This window comes from Helicobacter pylori Shi112, assembly GCF_000277405.1.
GTDB classification, from domain to species: Bacteria; Campylobacterota; Campylobacteria; order Campylobacterales; family Helicobacteraceae; genus Helicobacter; species Helicobacter pylori_C.
Genome location: NC_017741.1, coordinates 1,175,615 through 1,196,299, shown reverse-complemented (window position 1 = coordinate 1,196,299; position 20,685 = coordinate 1,175,615). Strand labels below are relative to the sequence as shown.

16 protein-coding genes are annotated in these 20,685 nt (G+C 40.3%); 6 read left to right on the top strand and 10 right to left on the bottom strand.

Annotation, left to right across the window (positions count from 1 at the left end; all coding sequences use genetic code 11):
* Positions 1 to 192: 192 nt before the first annotated feature.
* Positions 193 to 1,608: an outer membrane family protein gene (locus HPSH112_RS05725; RefSeq protein WP_000710293.1), complete on the bottom strand. Its 1,416-nt coding sequence runs from the start codon at positions 1,606 to 1,608 to the stop codon at positions 193 to 195.
* A 308-nt stretch (positions 1,609 to 1,916) separates the two neighbouring features.
* Positions 1,917 to 3,554: a glucose-6-phosphate isomerase gene (gene pgi, locus HPSH112_RS05720; RefSeq protein ID WP_000957578.1), complete on the bottom strand. Its 1,638-nt coding sequence runs from the start codon at positions 3,552 to 3,554 to the stop codon at positions 1,917 to 1,919.
* Positions 3,555 to 3,615: 61 nt separating this feature from the next.
* Here pgi and HPSH112_RS05715 point away from each other — a divergent pair, with 61 nt between their 5' ends.
* Positions 3,616 to 4,776 carry an HP1165 family MFS efflux transporter gene (locus HPSH112_RS05715; protein ID WP_000944762.1) on the top strand — a complete coding sequence of 387 codons (1,161 nt, stop codon included), beginning with the start codon at positions 3,616 to 3,618 and terminating at the stop codon, positions 4,774 to 4,776.
* Positions 4,777 to 4,783: 7 nt separating this feature from the next.
* Here HPSH112_RS05715 and HPSH112_RS05710 read toward each other — a convergent pair whose 3' ends face one another.
* Positions 4,784 to 5,755, bottom strand: a complete 972-nt coding sequence (locus tag HPSH112_RS05710; protein WP_000076643.1) for an NAD(P)-binding domain-containing protein — start codon at positions 5,753 to 5,755, stop codon at positions 4,784 to 4,786.
* Positions 5,756 to 5,781: 26 nt separating this feature from the next.
* A complete protein-coding gene (gene ccoS, locus HPSH112_RS05705; RefSeq protein WP_001090940.1) occupies positions 5,782 to 5,973 on the bottom strand; it encodes a cbb3-type cytochrome oxidase assembly protein CcoS in 192 nt (63 codons plus the stop codon).
* A 122-nt stretch (positions 5,974 to 6,095) separates the two neighbouring features.
* Here ccoS and HPSH112_RS05700 point away from each other — a divergent pair, with 122 nt between their 5' ends.
* From HPSH112_RS05700 to ybeY, 3 genes are all read left to right on the top strand, one after another.
* Entirely contained in the window at positions 6,096 to 6,677 is a 582-nt protein-coding gene (locus tag HPSH112_RS05700; protein WP_014662138.1) for a DedA family protein, read from the top strand.
* A gap of 91 nt (positions 6,678 to 6,768) precedes the next feature.
* Entirely contained in the window at positions 6,769 to 7,263 is a 495-nt protein-coding gene (locus HPSH112_RS05695) for a flavodoxin (protein WP_000516046.1), read from the top strand.
* A gap of 52 nt (positions 7,264 to 7,315) precedes the next feature.
* Positions 7,316 to 7,738 carry an rRNA maturation RNase YbeY gene (gene ybeY, locus HPSH112_RS05690; protein WP_000889591.1) on the top strand — a complete coding sequence of 141 codons (423 nt, stop codon included), beginning with the start codon at positions 7,316 to 7,318 and terminating at the stop codon, positions 7,736 to 7,738.
* 50 nt (positions 7,739 to 7,788) lie between these two features.
* Here the strand turns inward: ybeY and fic are convergent, their stop codons facing one another.
* The 6 genes from fic to fliW all read right to left on the bottom strand — a co-directional run bounded on the left by fic (position 7,789) and on the right by fliW (position 16,535).
* Complete coding sequence (fic, locus tag HPSH112_RS05685) at positions 7,789 to 8,322, bottom strand: protein adenylyltransferase Fic (protein ID WP_000549904.1); 534 nt, start codon at positions 8,320 to 8,322, stop codon at positions 7,789 to 7,791.
* Between the two features lie 5 nt (positions 8,323 to 8,327).
* Complete coding sequence (gene proC, locus HPSH112_RS05680; protein ID WP_000404477.1) at positions 8,328 to 9,122, bottom strand: pyrroline-5-carboxylate reductase; 795 nt, start codon at positions 9,120 to 9,122, stop codon at positions 8,328 to 8,330.
* A 13-nt stretch (positions 9,123 to 9,135) separates the two neighbouring features.
* Positions 9,136 to 12,831, bottom strand: a complete 3,696-nt coding sequence (gene hopL, locus HPSH112_RS05675; protein ID WP_000591196.1) for a Hop family outer membrane protein HopL — start codon at positions 12,829 to 12,831, stop codon at positions 9,136 to 9,138.
* Positions 12,832 to 12,853: 22 nt separating this feature from the next.
* The gene (hopI, locus tag HPSH112_RS05670; protein ID WP_001150589.1) at positions 12,854 to 14,947 is read right to left on the bottom strand and encodes a Hop family outer membrane protein HopI; all 2,094 of its coding nucleotides are present in this window, start codon (positions 14,945 to 14,947) and stop codon (positions 12,854 to 12,856) included.
* Between the two features lie 107 nt (positions 14,948 to 15,054).
* Entirely contained in the window at positions 15,055 to 16,116 is a 1,062-nt protein-coding gene (murG, locus tag HPSH112_RS05665) for an undecaprenyldiphospho-muramoylpentapeptide beta-N-acetylglucosaminyltransferase (protein WP_000666595.1), read from the bottom strand.
* 11 nt (positions 16,117 to 16,127) lie between these two features.
* Positions 16,128 to 16,535 carry a flagellar assembly protein FliW gene (gene fliW, locus HPSH112_RS05660; RefSeq protein ID WP_001105835.1) on the bottom strand — a complete coding sequence of 136 codons (408 nt, stop codon included), beginning with the start codon at positions 16,533 to 16,535 and terminating at the stop codon, positions 16,128 to 16,130.
* Positions 16,536 to 16,671: 136 nt separating this feature from the next.
* Between fliW and valS the strand changes: the two genes are divergently transcribed.
* Positions 16,672 to 19,290, top strand: coding sequence for a valine--tRNA ligase (valS, locus tag HPSH112_RS05655; protein WP_000808161.1), 2,619 nt, complete (start codon positions 16,672 to 16,674; stop codon positions 19,288 to 19,290).
* 14 nt (positions 19,291 to 19,304) lie between these two features.
* A complete protein-coding gene (ffh, locus tag HPSH112_RS05650; protein ID WP_000484815.1) occupies positions 19,305 to 20,651 on the top strand; it encodes a signal recognition particle protein in 1,347 nt (448 codons plus the stop codon).
* Positions 20,652 to 20,685 lie beyond the last annotated feature (34 nt).

Sequence of the window (20,685 nt, the reverse complement as noted above, 5' to 3'; positions counted from 1 at the left end):
TTGGGATTTCTGTTTTTGGCTCTTAAAAAGCTATCGCTTGCTTTTTTAAAAGCTCAATTTTAAAGACGATGGGTATTTTGCTTAATGGGTATGATTTAAAAAGGGCTTTGGTTTGAAAAGAAATTATAATAAATATATAGAGATTAGAGAAACAGCGTTAAAAAACGCCTGCTATCTTTTGTGATCATAGCGTCAAAATGACGCTATTAGGGCCGTGTATAACGCGCTCCTGTCAGAATAAAGGGCAGGGAAGTTTTTAGGCACAGGCCCGTTTTCACCCGGTTTGAAGCCTTTGTTAGTGTGCACGCCATAATATGAAAGATCGACGCTGCCGCTCAAATATTCAGAGAATTTATAGGCTAAAGAGATCATCGCTCTTGCTTCCCAAGAGACCACTGAATTGGAGTATTGCGTGGCGAATTTCCATGTGAATTTTTTGGCAAAATGAGTGCCGCCACAAGAAAGGAGAATGGTAGCGGCGTCTCTTTTAAGGGCTGTGCCTGAAAAACCAGCATACACGCTGTTACCTGACATTATCACACCGCTTGGATTACCCATATTGCCTATCCAACCATTAGCGTTTTGAAAGACTTTATAAAAAGCGATGGAAACATTGTAATTGTTTATATCAAAGCGTTGGCGGATCATGAGATTCTGCCCGTTTTGAGTGGCTGGCGTGTCGTATCTATAGACCGGACTCCCATTAGATTTAACGATCATCCAAGGGTAGTAAATGGGGAAAAACCCTGTGATGCTCGTATCTGAGCGAAAGCCTGTGCCGCTAAAATTAGGGTTAGAGTCCCAACCAATCTTAATGCCCGGAGCGTTAAAGATTTGAGGCGAGAGGTAATAGAAGGCCTCCACGAGGAAACGATGAGGTTTATAGGTGAGTTGCACCGCATGCGTGCCATAAAGCACCTTTTGCCCATGGCTATCATAACCTCCCTTATCGTTTTTGGTAAAGCCCCCGCTATAAGTGGTCCTAGCGGCAAACCAATCCATCAAAAACGAACCATAAGCGAACGCCCTCCCAAAAGAGCTAAACCAAGTCAAGCGTGCATGCTTGTATTGCCCAGAAACTTGAAAGCCTTGAGTTTGCCCGCTTCTAAAAGGCATGCCAGAAAGGTAGCGCCCGCCCTTGAATTCAAAATAATCTTTATAGCGGTATTCCAAATACGCATCGCTAAAGACATAATTGCGGACATTTTTATTGTACTTCATGTTCTGTGCTTCAAGGCTATCGGTTTGTAAGATGTTTGTATAACCCCCCATGAACCCATCATAATAACCAAAGAGGTTGTAAGATACAGATCCGTCTTCAAACTTCTTCGTGCCGTCATAGAAAATAGATCCCACCATGCCCCCTATTTTGCCTTTTAGAACATGGTCTGAAACCTTTTTGGGTAACAAGCTAAAACCAAGCCCTAAATAGCCCGCAATCGTTGCGAATTGCTGCATAGGGTAGATGCCTCTTTCTTTATTGATTTTATGCTGGTTAAAGCCGATAGTGCTGGATTGATCCACAAAGCCGTTGAGCTTGGCTTCAAAACCTTGTAACGAAGAGCTTAAAAATGCCCCAAAGAATAAAACCTGACTTGCCTTTTTCATGCATGCCTCCTAAAATGAGATTGATAAATGCAAATACTTTTAAAGATAAATCTATTCTTTGATTTTTATTATTCTTAGCTTTGAAATAATTATAATATGTAAAATAATGCATATGATGAGAAAATCCAACTTTTAAAAGCTAAAAACGATTAATTTGTGGAAAATTTACTCTCTTTAAATTCAAATGGCTAACATATGGTGCTAAAATCCGTTATGATTAACGGATTATTTTGAATGGATCGCTTGAGAACGGGGATTAAGCTTTGCTTTATTGTTTTTTTAGGTTTTATCTTGTTGTCAAACAAAGCCTACTGGTTGTAATTTTTATACAATTCTATCAAGCGCTTAGTGGAGCTGTCAAAATAAGCGTTGCTTTTATGCCCTTCTAATTCTTGTAAAATCGGCACGGCCAATTCTTTCCCAAGCTCCACGCCCCATTGATCAAAGCTGTTAATATCCCAAATAACCCCTTGCACAAAGACTTTATGCTCATAAAGAGCCACTAGCGCCCCAATATTACTTGGTGAAATCTTTTCTAATAAAAGGATATTAGAGGGGCGGTTGCCAAAAAACACCCTGTGGTGGGCTAAATCTTTAGCCTCATCTTTGTCTAAACCTTTAAAGAGCAATTCCCCAAGCGCTTCTTCATAACTCTTGCCTTTCATGAAGGCTTGCGCTTGCGCTAAAACATTGCTGAATAGAATCTCATGGTGGCCTTTAGCGTTAGGCTTTTTATCTAAGGAAGCGATAAAATCAATGGGTATTAAATGCGTGCCTTGATGCAAGAGCTGGAAAAAGGCGTGCTGAGCGTTAATGCCCATATCGCCCCAAACAACAGGGCATGTGTCATAGGGGATGATTTCGCCTTTTTTGCTGATGCGTTTGCCATTGCTTTCCATATCTAATTGCTGAATGAATTTAGGGAAATGCCTTAAATACTGATCGTAAGGAGCGATTAAATGGCTTTTGGATTGGAAAAAATTGATATACCACACGCCAATTAGCCCCATTAAAACGGGTAAATTGCTTTCAAAAGGGGCGTTTCTAAAATGTTCATCCATCAAATACGCTCCTTTCAAAAGAGCGTTAAAATTTTTCTTCCCTAAATAGATCATGATGGATAAGCCAATAGCTGACCACAAACTATAGCGCCCCCCTACAAAATCCCAAAATTCAAACATGTTATGCTCGTCAATGCCAAATTGTTGCACGGCTTCTTTATTAGTGGATACCGCTACAAAGTGCTTAGCGATATGCTTTTCATCGCCGCTTCTTTCTACAAACCATTTTCTAGCGGTTAGGGCGTTGGTTAAGGTTTCTTGAGTGGAAAAAGTCTTAGAAGCCACGATAAAAAGCGTGCTGGCTGGATTGAGTTTTTCTAAAACGTCTAAAATCTGCGTGCCATCCACATTAGACACAAAATGCATTTTTAATCTCGGGTGGGCGTAGCGTTTTAAGGCGGTGCAAACCATTAAAGCGCCCAAATCTGACCCCCCAATGCCGATATTGACAATATCGGTGATCACTTGATTGGTATAGCCTAATCTTTTACCGCTCCTCACGCTATCGCTAAAGGCTCGCATGCGTTTTAAAACGCTCCTAATACTTTTTAACACTTCCATGTTGTCTAGTAAAATTTCAGTGTCGTTCAAGCTTCTTAAAGCGGTGTGTAAAACGGCCCTTTTTTCGGTGGTGTTGATCTTTTCGCCCTTAAACATCGCTTCAATTTTTTCTTTTAAAGAGCAGTCATTCGCTAATTCAAAAAGAAGCTTTAAAGTGGTATCGTTCAAGCGGTTTTTGGAATAATCCAAGCTCAAGCTTTCAAATTGCAAAAAATAGCGGCTCGCTCGCTCTTTGTCTTTAGAAAACCAATCGCGCATATGCGCTTCTTTGATTTCTTCATAATGTTTGAGTAATTTTGGATAAGTTTTTAATTGGGTTAGCATCAATACCCCTTTTAAAAGATATAACGCTGTATTATAAGCTAGTTTTAATTACAATTTTCAAATGTTAAGAAAAAACATTTTAGCTTACTATGGGGCGAATTTTCTCTTAATCATCGCTCAAAGCTTGCCCCATGCGATTTTAACCCCTTTGTTGCTTTCTAAAGGGCTTAGTTTGAGTGAAATCTTGCTCGTGCAAACCTTTTTTAGCTTTTGCGTGCTAGTGGCTGAATACCCAAGCGGCGTTTTAGCGGATTTGATGAGCCGGAAAAATTTATTCCTTGTTTCTAATGCCTTTTTAATCGCTAGTTTTTCGTTTGTGCTATTTTTTGATAGCTTTATTTTCATGCTTTTAGCATGGGGGCTGTATGGTTTGTATAGCGCATGCTCTAGCGGCACGATTGAAGCTTCACTCATCACAGATATTAAAGAAAACAAAAAGGATTTGTCCCGGTTTTTAGCCAAAAACAATCAAATCGCTTATTTGGGCATGATTATAGGGAGTTCTTTGGGGTCGTTTTTGTATCTCAAAGTCCATGCGATGCTGTATATCGTGGGGATTTTTTTAATCATGCTCTGTGCGCTAACGATCATCATTTATTTTAAAGAAAAAGAAAGGGATTTTAAAAGCCAAAAAAGTTTGAAACTCCTTAAAGAACAGGTTAAAGGCAGTCTTAAAGAGCTTAAAGATAACCCCAAGCTTAAAATTTTGTTAGTGGGGCATTTGATTACGCCCATCTTTTTTATGAGCCATTTTCAAATGTGGCAAGCGTATTTTTTAAAACAAGGCATTAAAGAGCAATACCTTTTTATATTTTATATCGCTTTTCAAGTGATTTCCATCCTCATTCATTTTTTAAAAGCTTCAAATTACAGCCAAAAAATCGCCATAAGTTCGCTTTTGGTATTGCTGGGCGTTAGCCCCTTATTGCTTACGAATATCTCTTATTGTTTCATAGGGGTGTATGCGCTCATGGTGGCGTTTTTTGCTTACATGAGTTATTGCTTGGGGTATCAATTCTCCAAATTCGTTTCTAAAAACAACATTTCATCGCTCTCATCGCTTTTATCAAGCTGTGTGCGCGTGGTCTCTGTGCTAATCTTATCGCTCAGTAGCCTGGAACTGCGTTACTTTTCGCCCCTAACTATCATAACCATGTATTTTGCCCTTACGCTTATAGCGCTCTTTTTCTTTTTGTATAAGGCTAAGCCGTTTGCTGAGTGAGTTTGCTTTAAGATTGCAACCTTTTAGCGATTTCTGTAGCGGCATCATAGCCATGGTTTAAAGCGGTAGCGATGCTCGCTCCTGATTTGAATAAAATATCGCCCACGATGAATAAATTAGGGATATTGTTGCTCTCTAAATTTTCTTTCACTACAGGGATATTGGTGCTAGGATCTAACTCTAAAGAACAGCGTTTAAAAAATTCCAAAGGGGTAGAGCCACCGATCGCATACAGCAAGCGATCAAAACTCTCGCTCGTGTTATCGGTGAAATTAACCTTAATCTGAGTGTTATTTTCTTCTAGGCTTTCAATATCCACTCCAAGCTTGCTTTTAAGCGTGTTATTGCCTAGGACTTCTTGCAAGTTTTTAGCGTTGTCTTCATTGATGCGGCTGAATTCTTTTTTGCGGTAATTGAGGGTGGTAGGGGTGGTTTTGCACAAAGCAATGGCGTATTCTACCGCTGAGTTGCCTCCGCCGATCACAAGGGTTTTTTCATTTTCCTTACAATCGTTGATGCTAAAAACCACCTGTTTGGAGAGCGCAACAGGGATTTTATAAGTAGGGCGGTTTGGTTGGCCCATTTTCCCGATCGCAACCACCACAAATTTAGCATGATAGGTTGTATTAGAAGTGGTGGTGATTTTAAAGTATTCGCCTTCTTTTTTCACGCTCTCAATATCGGTTTTATAGCTTGGCGTGATGCGATGCTCTTTTAAAAGGTTAGTGAAATCCTCTAAAGTTTCTTCTTTAAAGCTGTCTTTAAAAGGGATATGCCCTTTAAGCTCTACGACCTGCTTTTTATAATCTTTATCAATCCTTTTACCGGCTTTATAAAACTTCTCTATCATGCCTGAATGGCTTTCGGTTTTTTCGCATAAAAGCACCTTTTTAACGCCGGCTATTTCGCATTCTACGGCTGTGGCAATGCCCCCAGGCCCTGCGCCCACTATCAACACATCTAAAATTTCTTGGCTCATTCCTATCCTTTTATTTCAATTCTTTTTTAATTCTCTTGGCGTTTTTCTTGTAAAATTGCTTCGTTCAAATCGCTCGCGCTGTCATACAACACGCTTTCAAGCATGCGTTTTTCATCGTCAAACTGACCGCTTTTAACCCCCCATAAAAACGCTATTAAGCCTATCAATCCCATAAGCACTGAGACAACTAACATGATGGTTAAAATTTCTGTATTCATCTCTATTCTTTTAAGTTATTAGGATAACGCTGTCATTATACTAAAAGATAGCGTTTAAATCACCAATAGGTTGAATAAGTTTGGATAACATGAAAATAAAAACGAATCAAAAGAGGGTTTTTATGCAAGAAGCGTTGTTGCGTTTTCAAGAGGGTTTTAAGGAGTGGGGTTATCTTATTTTATTTGTGTATTCTTTGGGGGGCGGGTTTGTGGGGATTGTCATCGCTTCTGTTTTGAGCGCGACCACGCACGCTTTGGATATAAAAATAACCATTCTTGTCGCTTTTTTAGGGAATATGGTAGGGAGTGGGGCTCTTGTGGTCTTTGCCCGCTATCAAAAAAGAGAGTTTTTAAAGTATTTTCATAAGCACAGAAGAAAGCTTGCTTTAGCGAGTTTGTGGGTGAAACGCTACGCCTTGCTCATGATTTTTGTCAATAAATATTTGTATGGGATTAAAAGCGTTGTGCCTTTGGCGGTTGGTTTTAGCAAATACCCTTTAAAAAAATTTTTATGGCTTAATGTTTTATCCAGTTTTTTGTGGGCGGCTCTCGTGGGGAGCGTTTCTTTTCAAGCGAGCGATTGGGTGAAAACGCTGTATGAAAGGCTTTCTCATTACACTTCGTTTTTTCTTATTGGTTTGGTTCTTGTGTTGCTTTTAATATGGTTTTTATTGAAACGATATTCGCGCAAAATGGGTTTTTAAGCAAGATGTTTAATTAAATGCGCTAAACTACGCCCACAAGCATTCGTATATAAGCGGATGCGTTAATATCTTTAAACACAAGGATTGGAATATGGGAAAAATTGGTATCTTTTTTGGGACAGACAGCGGGAACGCTGAAGCTATCGCTGAAAAAATCAGCAAGGCTATTGGTAACGCTGAAGTGATTGATGTGGCTAAAGCTTCTAAAGAGCAATTTGATAGCTTTACAAAGGTTATTTTAGTCGCTCCCACAGCCGGTGCGGGCGATTTGCAAACAGATTGGGAAGACTTTTTAGGCACGCTAGAAGCGAGCGATTTTGCGAATAAAACCATTGCTCTTGTAGGCTTGGGCGATCAAGACACTTACAGCGAAACTTTTGCAGAAGGCATTTTCCACATTTATGAAAAAGCTAAAGCCGGTAAAGTGGTAGGGCAAACTCCCACTGATGGTTATCATTTTGAAGCTTCTAAAGCGGTAGAAGGCGGTAAATTCGTGGGTCTTGTGATTGACGAAGACAATCAAGACGATCTCACTGATGAGAGGATTTCAAAATGGGTAGAACAAATTAAAGGTTCTTTCGCTTAATCTTATAAGCCCTAAATTTTAGGGCTTTTTTAAATTCCTTTTTATATCTTTAATGCTAGAAATAGACAACCAAACCCCGCTAGAATCAGACTTTTTATTATTGGAAAAAATCGCAAATGTTTTAGCCCCCACTCAAACCATTGAGCTTGTTTTAGTGAGCGATGAAACCATGCGAGAAATTAATAGGGATTTAAGGGGTTGCGATTACGCTACCGATGTTTTGAGCTTCCCTTTAGAAGCCATTCCTCACACCCCTTTAGGGAGCGTGGTGATTAACATGCCATTAGCTCAAGAAAACGCCCTGAAATTAGAGCATAGCTTAGAAGAGGAGATCGCTCTTTTATTCATTCATGGGGTGTTGCACTTGTTAGGCTATGACCATGAAAAAGATAAGGGCGAACAACGCCAAAAAGAGAGCGAACTCATTAAGGCTTTTAACTTGCCTTTGAGTTTGATTGAACGCGCACAGGATTAGTTTTAGATCTTCTCTAATGCTGACAAATAAAGCATTTAAGAATGGAATTTTTAAAGCCCTTCATAATAATACGACTGCGTGATGCCTTTAATGAAAGTTAAAGGATCGTTGGTATTAGAACTCAAATGTTTTTTTAAAAGCGTTTTGATTTCCAAATCATTCACAGGACTCCTTTCCATTGCGCTCAAATAAGCGGCTTTATCAATCCTATCCCAAAGCACGATTTTTTTCAATTCCTTTTTAAGCAATAAATCAAGCCATATCCTAGTCGCTCTGCCATTACCCTCCAAAAAAGGGTGAGCGATATTCATTTCCACATATTTTTCTATGATTTGATTGAAATGGCTTTGTGGCATGCTCTCAATTCTGGGTAAAATCAAATCCAAATACAAGCAGTTAGCGAACCTGAAATTCCCTTTAGAAATATTTTTATCCCTGATTTTCCCAGCAAATTCATACAACCCTTCAAACAAAAACCGATGGATTTCTTGCAAGCCCTTGATCGTGCCTACTTCTATGGTGTCAATCAGACCGCTTTGGATCAAATGCTTGGCTTTTTCTAAACTCTGCCTGTCTAAATGCATTGCGCTTATTTTTTAAGAGTGTAATTTTTAGGGTGCATTTTTTTCACGCTCTTTTGGCATGCTTTGATAAACGCTCCCCTAACTCCCTTTTTTTCTAAAACGCTCAAGCCCTCAATCGTTGCGCCTTTAGGGGTGCAAATTTGCTCTATAATCATCTCGGGGCGTTCTTTTTCTAACAGCTTGGCAAAGCCTTTAAAACTCATTTTCACCAATTCTAAAGAATCTCTAGCGTTCAAGCCCTCCCTGATACCGGCATCTTTCAAACTGCTCGCTACCAAGCTTAAAAACGCGAGCGCGCTCCCGTTTGTCGCCACGCTGGCATCCACCAACTCTTCATGGCCCACTCGCACGCAATTCCCAAAACTCTCAATAACGCTCAAAGCCTTTTGGCTTATTAAGGGCATGGGCGATTTTTCGCATACCGCCGTAGAAGAAAGAGCGAACTTGCTCGCAATATTGGGCATGCATTTGAGGTAATGCAAAGAATTTATCGCATTATTTAAAGCTTCAAAACCCACGCCAGCTAGTGCGCTCAAAACGCTTTTGGCTTGCCCTTGATAATTAAAATCCTTAAGGTTATAAGGCTTAAAAAGTAAAAACACGAATTTTTGGTGTATATCAATAGCGTTTTTGTAAGGCACGATTTGAGCTTGAATGTTTTTTTCTTGTAAAAAAGGGGCGATTTTTTCAGGGTTTCGCCCGGTAATCTCTAAAATAAAGTGCTTGGATAAAATTTCATGAGAGCCTTCTAAAATCGCTTGAGCCATATTCCCATAGCCGATGAATTGTAAGATTTCCATGACACACCCTTTTTTAAAACCCCATGATGTAATTGATATAGAAAGTATAAAGCCTCCTATAGCTCACATCAGCCCCGGCACTTTTTAAATACGCTTGATTGATGAGAGGCACTTTGATCCCAAATTCCACGCTCTTTTGGCTTATAACCCCTTGATTGTGGAATTTCTTGGCAAAACGCTTAAACTCCGCAAAGTTGGTGCGCACCCCAAAATTCAGCGCCACTTGAAAATTCGTTGAATGAATGTCATTAGCGTTCCCCCAGTTATCAATGATTTGTTGCCTTAGAGAGCTAAGCCAGGTTGCGCCGCCTAGTTGGACCCCAGCAAATAGCCCAAAATTCAACGCTTTAGTGTTGTAAGTCCTCCTGAATAGATTCCATAAAAAATCCGTGCCTACCCCATAAGCAAAGATATTCGCTTTCACGCTTTGATTGGCTAAGCCTATTTCACTAAAGCCGTAATCAAAGAAAAAATAATGCCTAAGGCCCAATTTTCTCGCTTTACCAAAGAAGTATTTATAGCCCAAACCAACCCCTAAGCCATTGCTCATGCCGTGTTGGGTGCTTTTAGCGGCCACATACTGGCTTAAAATGGGTTGAGAGCCGTAGTTATTGGCTTGATTTTGTGCGTTTTGAACCTGATTTCTAGCGTTAATCATCGCATCAATGAGTTTTTGTTGCACCATAAAGAATGTTTTATCCCCTAAAAGCTGCCGTAAGGTTTGCGAGAATGACTGAATGGTGGTGGTGTTAGAAGTGATTTCTTGGAGCAAGGTTAAAATCGCATTAGGGCTAATGTCGTTTTGCAAGGCTTGAAACCCTTGAGAAATAGCGCTCGTAATGGCTTGAAAAGCGTTTTTTAAGCTAGTATCACTGCTATTATTGTTATTATTTTGGATAAACCCGGCGGTTTTAATAAATTCGGTGAGCAAATTAATTAAATTATTCGTATCGCTCACCCCATTTGTGGGGATTGCCCCTAAAAGGTTGATAAGCCCACCGGTGCAAGTAGCGCTACTACTACCGCTACTACCATTACACAAATTACTGAGACTGCTACTATTATTTTTTAACGCTTCAAAGAATTGTTTTAAGCCGTTTTCAACGCCTTTATTATTCCCAGAGCTGGCGATAATGTTGGCTATTTTTTGGGCGTCATTATAGACTTTTTGCAAGTTGGTTTCGCTAGTGGTTGCGGTGGTGGCGCTTTGTTGTTTGTTGGGTTCATAACAATTGCTCCCACTCGTTCCATTGCTTCCGTTGGTGCTATTGCATGGCGTATAGCCGTTATTACTGCCACTATTGCTACTACTATAAGTCCCTAACTTCCCATCGCTGGCGTCTGTGAGCATTTGGTAGGCTGTGTTGATTTGACTAGTTCCATTTCCACTGCTTCCTCCATTACCCCCATTATTTCCGCTACTGCTAAAACCCTTAAGAGATGAAATGATGTTATTGAGCAACCCATTACTAGTGAGCGTGATTTGTTGGACATTGTAGGTGATGCTGTTCCCACCACTGCTCCCACTTTGAGTTGTTGCTTGTGTTTGATACCCTAAAGCGCTTTGTAACCCGCTGTAATAAGCCTTAGAATCTGACCATTGCTGATTGCACCAGTTATTACCACTCCCACTCATTCCGCTCGTGCATGGGTTATTATTGCTTGCTGATCCGCTTGTTTGCTGGGTTTGTTGGCTTTGAGCGATTAGAGCGCTCATGTCTGTAGGCACTTGCTGGTTAATGGTATTGATGAGCTGGTAGAAATTCGCTCTTAATTGGATGCGTAAATTTTGGTTATTGTTAGGTGTCATCTCTTGCGACTGACTCCCATTAGTGTTATAAATCGCATTCGCCCATGCGTCAATGTTATTGCTTTGGCTTTGAAAAGCGCTTTGAATGCTTTGTTGGAAATTGCTGACATTTTGCAATACGGTGTTTAAAGCGCCCATTACCGTGCTGTTAGGGGATTGAGTGGTTGCCCCACTGCTTTGATTGAAGTTAGTCGTTTTAGCTTCTTCTTCATTATTCACCATTACCATCGCTTTTAGTTTGGGAGCGTTGCTTTTAGCTTGAGTATTAGCGCTAGTTCCACTAGTAGAGCTTAAAATATTTTGCAATTGGGAGTTCCCGCTGATGCTCAAACCCCCTGAATTATTGTTATTGCATGCATCTTGGTTACTGCCATTTGGGCATAGTATCTGAGCGTTTTTTTGCAAATTTTCTTCTGAAGTTTTTAAGGAGTTATAAACGCTCCACACTTGAGAAACAAGGTTAAAAGAATTCACGCCGATCTGCTCTTTGCCCCCTATGGTTTGGACTTTGGAGGTAGCGACTAAAGAATTGTCAAAACTGCTTGTGTTGTTTGTGGAACTTGTGGCTGAGCATGAAATCCCACTAGAAGTATCGTTAGAAAGGCTCCCGGTAGCACTTGCGCAATCATAGGCGCTGATATTTTGCCCTTGAGCGTTGGTAACGGTGCCGATTTGGTAGTTATTAGAAGTGTTTTTGAGCAAGTTTTTAGGCTCAGTAAAACTAATCCACGAAATTTGTTTTAAAGCGTTATTGTATTGTTCTATCGTGCTTTCATAGGCTTGGAAATTCAAAGCGTTGTGCAAGTTGTTTAAATTATAGGTGGTGTTGTTGATCGCATTGTTGTCTAAAGTGTTGATAGCAACGCTTTGAAGCTTTTGAGCGATGGCTTGGACTTGCTGGTTGGCTTGGTTATTTGAAGTGGGGGTTGCGGCTAGAGGGGCTAAATTTTGGATGAATTGCTCTAAGCATTGGATTTGATTGGCGCAACCATTGGGGTTATTTTGAGTATTAGCGCTTAATTCCCCTTGTAAGGTGTTCATTAAAAGGGTGTTGTTATATTGTTGTTGGTTATTGCTGTTTGAAGAAGTAGAGCCTAAAATGGAATTAGTTGGATAAAATACGATTTGTCCCGGTGGGTTTAACACCACATGCGTTGTGGTTGTCGTAGGGAAATACCCCACCCCAAGAGTGGTTAAAGCATTTTTTAAAGCGCTCACATAAGCGGTATTATCGCTAGAGGCATTCACCGCATCGGTCAGATTGGAGAGCAAGGATTGCGCGTAAGTGGTGCTAGTGGTTTTAGTGATGCTGTGTTCAATTTGTTGCAATAATTCTGCCATGGATTGCGTGGTGTTTTGGAGCTGGGCTTTGACTTCTTTGGTGTTGTTGCTAGCATTAAGACCATTGATAGAGCTAATAATGTTAGAGCTTAGCGCGATGCCTTGATTAAATGCGCTTTGGGTGTTAAAGAGGAGTTTGGCTGTGATTTGTGAAGAATGGGCTTTCAAAGGATCAGAGCTTCCTTTAAGCCCTATGATTTGCTGGGAAATGCTAGAGATTTGACGGCTAGAAAAAAAGTCTTTCCTTTTGCCAATTTGATTTAAGATATTAGAAATGCCCTCTAATTGGTTGCCCACGGTGTTACTCACGCCATAGCCTAAAGCGTCAATGACGCTTTGAGAGCTTAAAGTGATAAGGCCGGTAGTAGGCCCTGCAATATTGATCGCGCTTTGAGTGATGCTATTGATACTGCTTTCATTTTCTAAGAGTTGTTTGTTATTGATAAATTGTTGCGTGCCGCCGATTTGATAGCCTACAGACATATACCAGCCATTGTCTTCAGCTAAGAGAGAGCCAATTAAAAAGAATGGTATAAATTTTTTAGCTTTTTTTATCATATTTTTCCCTTATTTTATTTAATCAAAAGCCTATGTTGTAGCCCACATAAAAACTAAAGGCTCTTCTATATTTCGCTGTAACGCCTTCTGATTGGTAATAGGTGTGATAAAGCACCGGTATTTTAACGCCAAATTCTATCCCTTGAGAAAAACGAGATCTTCTTTGCTTGGCGATTTTGGAAAAATTAGTCCTTATGCCTAAATCAAAAAGGAATTGGAAAGAAGTGTCTTTGGGCTTAAGATGGTTGCCATCCACCTGATCTAAAAAATTCGTTTTCCAGGTTTGCCCTGCAAGTTGGATGCCGGCAAAAAAACCTATATCTATCGCTTCAGTCCCTCTTTTTCGGGTAAAAACATTATAAAGAAAGTCTGTGCCTGCCCCATAGCTAGAGAGAGTGGCTTTCACTAAAGAAGATCCTGCGCCAAATTGAGCGTAACCAAAATCATAAAAGCCATAATACCTAAGCCCAAACATGCGCTTTTTGCCAAAGAATTGCTTATAGCCCATTTTCACGCCAAAGCCGTTCATGTTATTAGAATTAGAGTTATGCTCCAAAAAATTCCTAGCAAAGCCCATTTGATAGACTTGATTCACTTTAGTTTGCATTTCGTCAATCACCCCGCCAATCACTTCTTTAGAGCGATAAAGCCCATAAGCCATTAAAGTTTTTGCCGTGGGGGAATAGGGGTTGGCTAAGATCTTGTCTATTTGCGCAGGGGTGGGGGCGTTTGTGGCTTGCTCTAGTTGGTTCATGATGACTTTTTGCTCTTGTTGGGCTTGTTGCGGGGTTAAATTATTTTGTGGGGTTACATTATTGGTATTAGCTTTTCCTCCATAGCTAGGCAAGAAATTCAAACCTTTATTGTTTAAATCCAAATAGGGGGCGACCCAATTGGTGATGAAATCCCCATACGCTACGGTGTTATTGAGCAAGCTTTCCCCATAGTTGATCGCTTCTTGCATCTGGCTATAGCTTGAAGTGCCTGTTAGTTTAGCGGCTTTATTGGCGAAATTTTGCATGCCTGAAAAAATCATAGAAGCGGTGATGCCATTAGCGATGATGCTATCAGCTAAATAATAGACTGCCGAGCTAGGGTGGTAGGTGTATTGGCCATTGCCTGTTCCAACCGTCGCTCCAGCGGGCAATTCTTTTAAGGGTGCTTGCGTGGTGCTAGTGTCGTTTTTAGTGTAATAGCCAGGGCCGCTAAAGCTTTGGTAGCCTTGTTGGGAATTGCTGCCATTAGGGGCTTTATTATAAGTGAAGCCAAATTGCTTTTCATTGGCTAAACCCCCTAAAATCCCTGCTTGCATTAAAGCTTGGAAGATGTTTTGGGCGTTTTGAGCGATAGATTTAGCTTCATTAGTAGCGGTGCATTGGTTTTGAGTGCTGCAAATGGTTTGATTATTATTTGCTGTGGCTAAGCCGTCTTGTAAAAGGTGTTGCAAGACTTCAGGGCTAAAACTCACAGGACTGCCATCAGGGGTGCTAAAAGATTTATTCGTTAAGGTTTGGTTATACCAAAGCGTGGTTAGAGCGTTGGTAATATCATCGTTTAAAGCGTTCATGACACTGGCTAGACCACTAGGCAAGGCAATAACAGTGCTTTGATTGCCGAATTTGACTTCAAAGAGTTTAGCGTTAGAAAGATTTTCAGGGTTACGGATTAAAGTTTCGCCGATGAGTTGGGTGAGCTTGTCTAAATTACTGACTAGAGATTGCATATCAAAGGTGGCATTGACATTGCCTCTTGGGGGGTTGTTGCCTGTATCGCCACTATTTCCTTTAGGATAGCCCCCCGCATAGAGCAAACACCTTTTAGAAGGATCAGGGCAGAGCATTTGCATTAAAACTCTAGTTTGTTGCCCCATCGCTTCTAAATAATAGGCTAAAGGCACTGCCGCAGATTCTAGAGCGATAGCGTTTTGGCGGATATAGGTGGATGCGTCTTGACTGGCGTTAAGCCCTGAGTTATCCACCCTTTGAATGGCTAGAGAAGTTTGATAACTCACCCCCATAAAAAACCCGTCATCTTCAGCCACTAAGGGATTAAGAAAAAATAAGGGGAGTAGGCTAGAACAGATGAGCCATTTTTTATTAAAAATAAAGTCTTGCAAGGGGTTATCCTTTTCTTTTTAAAAGATTTGAGCTATCCTAAATTTTATCTTATTTATCGCTTAAGTTTAATGGTTAGTCGCTTAATTGTTGATTAAAATGGGCTATTTTAGGTGTTCAAAATCGTTTCAATGATGGTTTTTGCGCCGTCTTTAGCGATTTTTTGTTGCAATTGGTTGCTGATAGTGGTGAGGTTTTTATTGCCTTGATCGTCTTTTTGGTTGAGCTTTCTAATGACTTCAAAGAGTTTTTTAGGCAATAATTCATTTTGAGGCACGACATAGCATAAGTTTTCTTTTTCAAATTCTAAGACATTGTAATACTGGTGGTTATTGCTCGCAAAAGGGTAGGGGATAAAAATCGTGGGCAAGCCATTGGCGCACAATTCCCACACGCTGCTCGCTCCGGCTCGGCTCACACACAAATCCGCCCTGTGCATGACTTCTGTGATGTTATTGTGGAAAGCAAACAATTCTACCTTATCCAACAGCCCTAATTCCTGGTAAAAAAAACGCATTCTTTCATGAGCGTCTGAGCCGCAAATGTGCGTGATTTTAATCCCTTGTTTGGTGAGTTTAGGAGCGTTTAATAAAGCGAATTCATTGATCGCTTTTGCCCCTTGCGAACCGCCTAAAAATAAAATATGCTTGATTTCCGTGCGAGTCCTAGCAAAATCAAAAAAAGCGTTTTGCACGGGATAGGAGGTTAAAACATGACTTCCTTTATCTTTAAAGGCATAGCTTGAAAACACCGCCTTAGCTTTAGGGGAAAGGTAGCGATTAAGAGAGCCTTTAATCGCATTTTGCTCATGGATATAAAGGGGTATTTTATTGAGTAAGCTTGCAAAACTCGCAGGCCCTGCGCTAAAACCCCCCACGCTAATGGTGTGCGTGATCTGGTGTTTTTTTAAGATTTCTTTAGCCTTAAATGCGGCTTTAGCTTGCAAGAATAAAGAGCCTATTTTTTTAAAAAAGCTTTTATTGACCACGCCTTGCGTGTTGAAAAAATAGCGTTCGCTAAATAAGGGGCTATTTTCAAACCATTCCTTATCTTGCCCATAAGTTGAGCCTAAATAAATAGCCTCTATGCCTTGCTTTTCTAATTCTATGGCTAAGGCTTTAGCGATAGAGAGATGCCCGCCTGTGCCTCCCCCTGTGAGAGCGAATTTCATGCTAAAAACCCTTAAGCTCGTTCTCTTTCTTGAATCACAAAGCTTTTTAAAGGATCTCTAAAGCCAAAATCCGGATAATCCATCATAGAAAGCGCCACTTGAGCGCCAAAGCCATTTTTGGAATTAAACACCAAAGGGGCTAAGAAATTAACCATAGAATCTTCTAAATTTTTTTGCAACACGACCACGCAATACACCTCAACTTTGGAGTGAGAATCTAATTCTAGCAGTAATTCTATGTATTTGGGTATCACAAAGCTGTATTCCCTCAAACAATAAGGATTCACTAAGACCATATCCAACGCCATGGGGGAATTGGTTTGGCCAATTAATCGGCTGAATAAGGAATCAATTTTTTCCAAACGCGCTTCATGGATATGCTCAAATCCTAAAATAGGGGCTTTTAAAAAGTAATTCACTGGACTATCCTTTTTAATTTAAATGCTTTGTTGTATAATTTTAAGAAAATACGCAACAATTAAAAGCGTAAAAGCAAAAGGCGTTCCAAATCCAACCATTTTTTAAGGAACGCTCTATTTTAGGATAATAATAATAATGAAACAAGAACCCACCACCTACCAACCCCAAGAGATAGAAAAAAAGATTTATGAAATTTGCTCTCATAGGGGGTATTTTGAAATTGATGGCAATGAAGCAATCCAAGAAAAAAACAAACGATTTTGCTTGATGATGCCCCCTCCTAATGTGACCGGCATTTTACACATAGGGCATGCCCTGACTTTAAGTTTGCAAGACATTTTAGCGCGCTATAAACGCATGGACGGGTATAAGACTTTGTATCAGCCAGGGTTGGATCACGCCGGCATTGCGACGCAAAATGTCGTAGAAAAGCAACTTTTAAATCAAGGGATTAAAAAAGAAGATTTAGGGCGTGAAGCGTTCGTTCAAAAAGTGTGGGAATGGAAAGAAAAGAGCGGGGGAGCGATTTTAGAGCAAATGAAGCATTTAGGCGTGAGCGCGGCCTTTTCTAGGACTCGTTTCACGATGGATAAGGGTTTGCAAAGAGCGGTTAAATTGGCGTTTTTGAAATGGTATGAAAAAGGCCTCATCATTCAAGATAATTACATGGTGAATTGGTGCACTAAAGATGGGGCGTTAAGCGATATTGAAGTGGAGTATGAAGAGCGTAAGGGGGCGTTGTATTATATTAGATATTATTTAGAAAATCAAAAAGATTATTTAGTGGTGGCTACCACACGCCCTGAAACCTTGTTTGGCGATAGTGCACTCATGGTCAATCCTAATGATGAGAGATACAAGCATTTAGTGGGGCAAAAAGTGATCTTGCCTTTAATCCATCGCACAATCCCTATTATCGCTGATTTGCATGTGGAAATGGAGTTTGGCACAGGGTGTGTGAAGGTTACCCCTGGGCATGATTTTAACGATTATGAAGTGGGCAAACGCCACCATTTGGAGGCGATTAAAATCTTTGATGAAAAGGGGATTTTAAACGCGCATTGCGGGGAGTTTGAAAATTTAGAACGATTAAAAGCCCGAGATAAGGTCGTAGAAAAATTAAAAGAAAACGCCTTATTAGAAAAGATAGAAGAGCACACGCATCAAGTGGGGCATTGCTATCGTTGTCATAATGTGGTAGAGCCTTATGTGTCTAAGCAATGGTTTGTCAAGCCTGAAATCGCTCAAAGTTCTATTGAAAAAATCCAACAGGGTTTGGCGCGATTCTACCCTTCTAATTGGATCAATAATTATAACGCTTGGATGAGGGAATTACGCCCTTGGTGTATCAGCAGGCAATTGTTTTGGGGGCATCAAATACCGGTATTTACTTGTGAAAATAACCACCAGTTTGTAAGCCTAGACACCCCCTTAAGTTGCCCTACTTGCAAGAGCGAAAAACTAGAGCAAGATAAAGATGTGCTAGACACTTGGTTCAGTTCAGGGCTATGGGCGTTTTCTACTTTGGGGTGGGGGCAAGAAAAAAGCGATTTGTTTAATGAAAACGATTTGAAGGATTTCTACCCTAACACAACGCTCATTACCGGGTTTGACATCCTCTTTTTTTGGGTAGCCAGAATGCTTTTTTGCAGCGAATCGCTTTTAGGCGAATTGCCCTTTAAAGATATTTATTTGCATGCCTTAGTCAGGGATGAAAAAGGTGAAAAAATGAGCAAATCTAAAGGTAATGTGATCGATCCTTTAGAGATGATAGAAAAATACGGCGCGGATAGTTTGCGTTTCACTTTAGCCAATTTGTGCGCTACGGGTAGAGACATTAAGCTTTCTATTGCGCATTTAGAAAATAACAAGAATTTTGCCAACAAGATTTTCAATGCGGTGAGTTATTTGAAACTCAAACAAGAAGCTTTTAAAGACAGGGAGCGTTTGAGTGAATACCAAACGCCTTTGGGGCGTTACGCGAAATCGCGCTTAAATTTTGTGACTAAAGAGACTCGTAACGCTTTAGATAACTACCGCTTTAATGATGCGACGACTTTGTTATACCGCTTTTTGTGGGGGGAATTTTGCGATTGGTTCATTGAATTTTCTAAAGTGGAAAATGAAGCGATAGACGAACTAGGGAGCGTGTTAAAAGAGGCTTTAAAACTCTTGCACCCTTTCATGCCTTTTATCAGCGAGTCTTTATACCACAAGCTCAGCAATACAGAACTAGAAAACACTGAATCTATCATGGTCATGCCTTACCCTAAAGATTTAGCGCAAGATGAAAAATTAGAGCATGAATTTGAAGTGATCAAAGATTGCATTGTGTCTTTAAGGCGTTTAAAAATCATTCTAGAAACCCCACCGATTGTTTTAAAAGAAGCGAGCGTGGGATTAAGGGAAGCCATAGAAAACACAGAGCGTTTGCAAACTTACGCCCAAAAATTAGCGAGGTTAGAAAAAGTCAGCGTGATTAGTTCTAAGCCTTTAAAGAGCGTGAGCGATGTGGGGGAATTTTGCCAAACTCATGCGAATTTAGAAAATCTTGATTTAAGCCCGCTTGTTGCGCGTTTAAAAAAGCAGTTAGAAAAACTGGAAAAAGAAAAATTAAAACTCAATTTGCACAATGAAAATTTTGTCAAAAACGCGCCTAAAAGCGTGCTAGAAAAAGCCAAAGAGAGTTTAAAAACGCTTTTAGAAAAAGAAAGTAAAATTAAGCAAGAATTGGATTTGTTAGAACAACCATAATGAAAGGATAGAAAATGTTTCAAGCATTAAGCGATGGGTTTAAAAACGCGCTCAATAAAATCCGCTTTCAAGATGATGGAAAAGCGCTAGATCGGGCGTTAGATGAATTGAAAAAAACGCTCTTAAAAAATGATGTGCATCATAAAGTGGCTAGGGAATTGCTCAAAAAAGTGGAAAGTCAAACGAAACTTAATGGCATTGGTAAGCAGCAATTTTTAGACGCTTTAGAAAAGAGTTTGTTAGAAATTTTAAGCGCTAAAGGGAGCAGTGGTTTTACTTTCGCTCAAACGCCCCCTACCGTGGTTTTAATGGCAGGTTTGCAAGGGAGCGGTAAGACAACCACCACCGCTAAACTCGCTCATTATCTAAAAACCAAAAATAAAAAAGTGCTTTTATGCGCATGCGATTTGCAACGCCTAGCGGCAGTAGAGCAATTAAAGGTTTTGGGCGAACAGGTGGGCGTGGAAGTTTTTTATGAAGAAAATAAAAGCGTGAAAGAAATCGCTAACAACGCTTTAAAAAGGGCTAAAGAAGCGCAATTTGATGTTTTGCTCGTGGATAGCGCGGGGCGTTTAGCCATTGATAAAGAGCTTATGCAAGAATTAAAAGAAGTTAAAGAAGTCTTAAACCCCCATGAGGTGCTGTATGTTGCAGACGCCTTGAGCGGGCAAGATGGGGTCAAAAGCGCGAGCGCATTTAATGAAGAAATAGGCGTGAGTGGGGTGGTGTTAAGCAAATTTGACAGCGATTCTAAAGGGGGTATCGCCTTAGGCATCACTTACCAATTAGGCTTACCCTTGCGTTTTATTGGGAGCGGGGAAAAGATCCCTGATTTAGATGTGTTTGTGCCTGAAAGGATTGTGGGGCGTTTGATGGGGGCTGGAGATATTATCTCGCTCGCTGAAAAAACCGCCAGCGTTTTAAACCCTAATGAAGCCAAAGATTTAAGCAAAAAACTCAAAAAAGGGCAATTCACATTCAATGACTTTTTAAACCAGATTGAAAAAGTGAAAAAATTAGGCTCTATGAGTTCTCTAATCTCTATGATTCCAGGTTTAGGGAATATGGCAAACGCGCTAAAAGACACGGATTTAGAAAGCTCTTTAGAAGTGAAAAAAATCAAAGCTATGGTCAATTCCATGACCAAAAAAGAGCAAGAAAACCCCGAGATTTTAAACGGCAGCCGAAGAAAAAGGATCGCTTTAGGGAGCGGCTTAGAAGTGTCTGAAATCAATCGCATCATCAAACGCTTTGATCAAGCGAGCAAAATGGCGAAACGCTTAACGAATAAAAAGGGCATTAGCGATTTGATGAATCTAATGAGTCAGGCTAAAAATCAAACGCCCCCTAAAATGCGTTGATTTTTAAGCATGTTTTAGGCGCTTTTGTTGTATA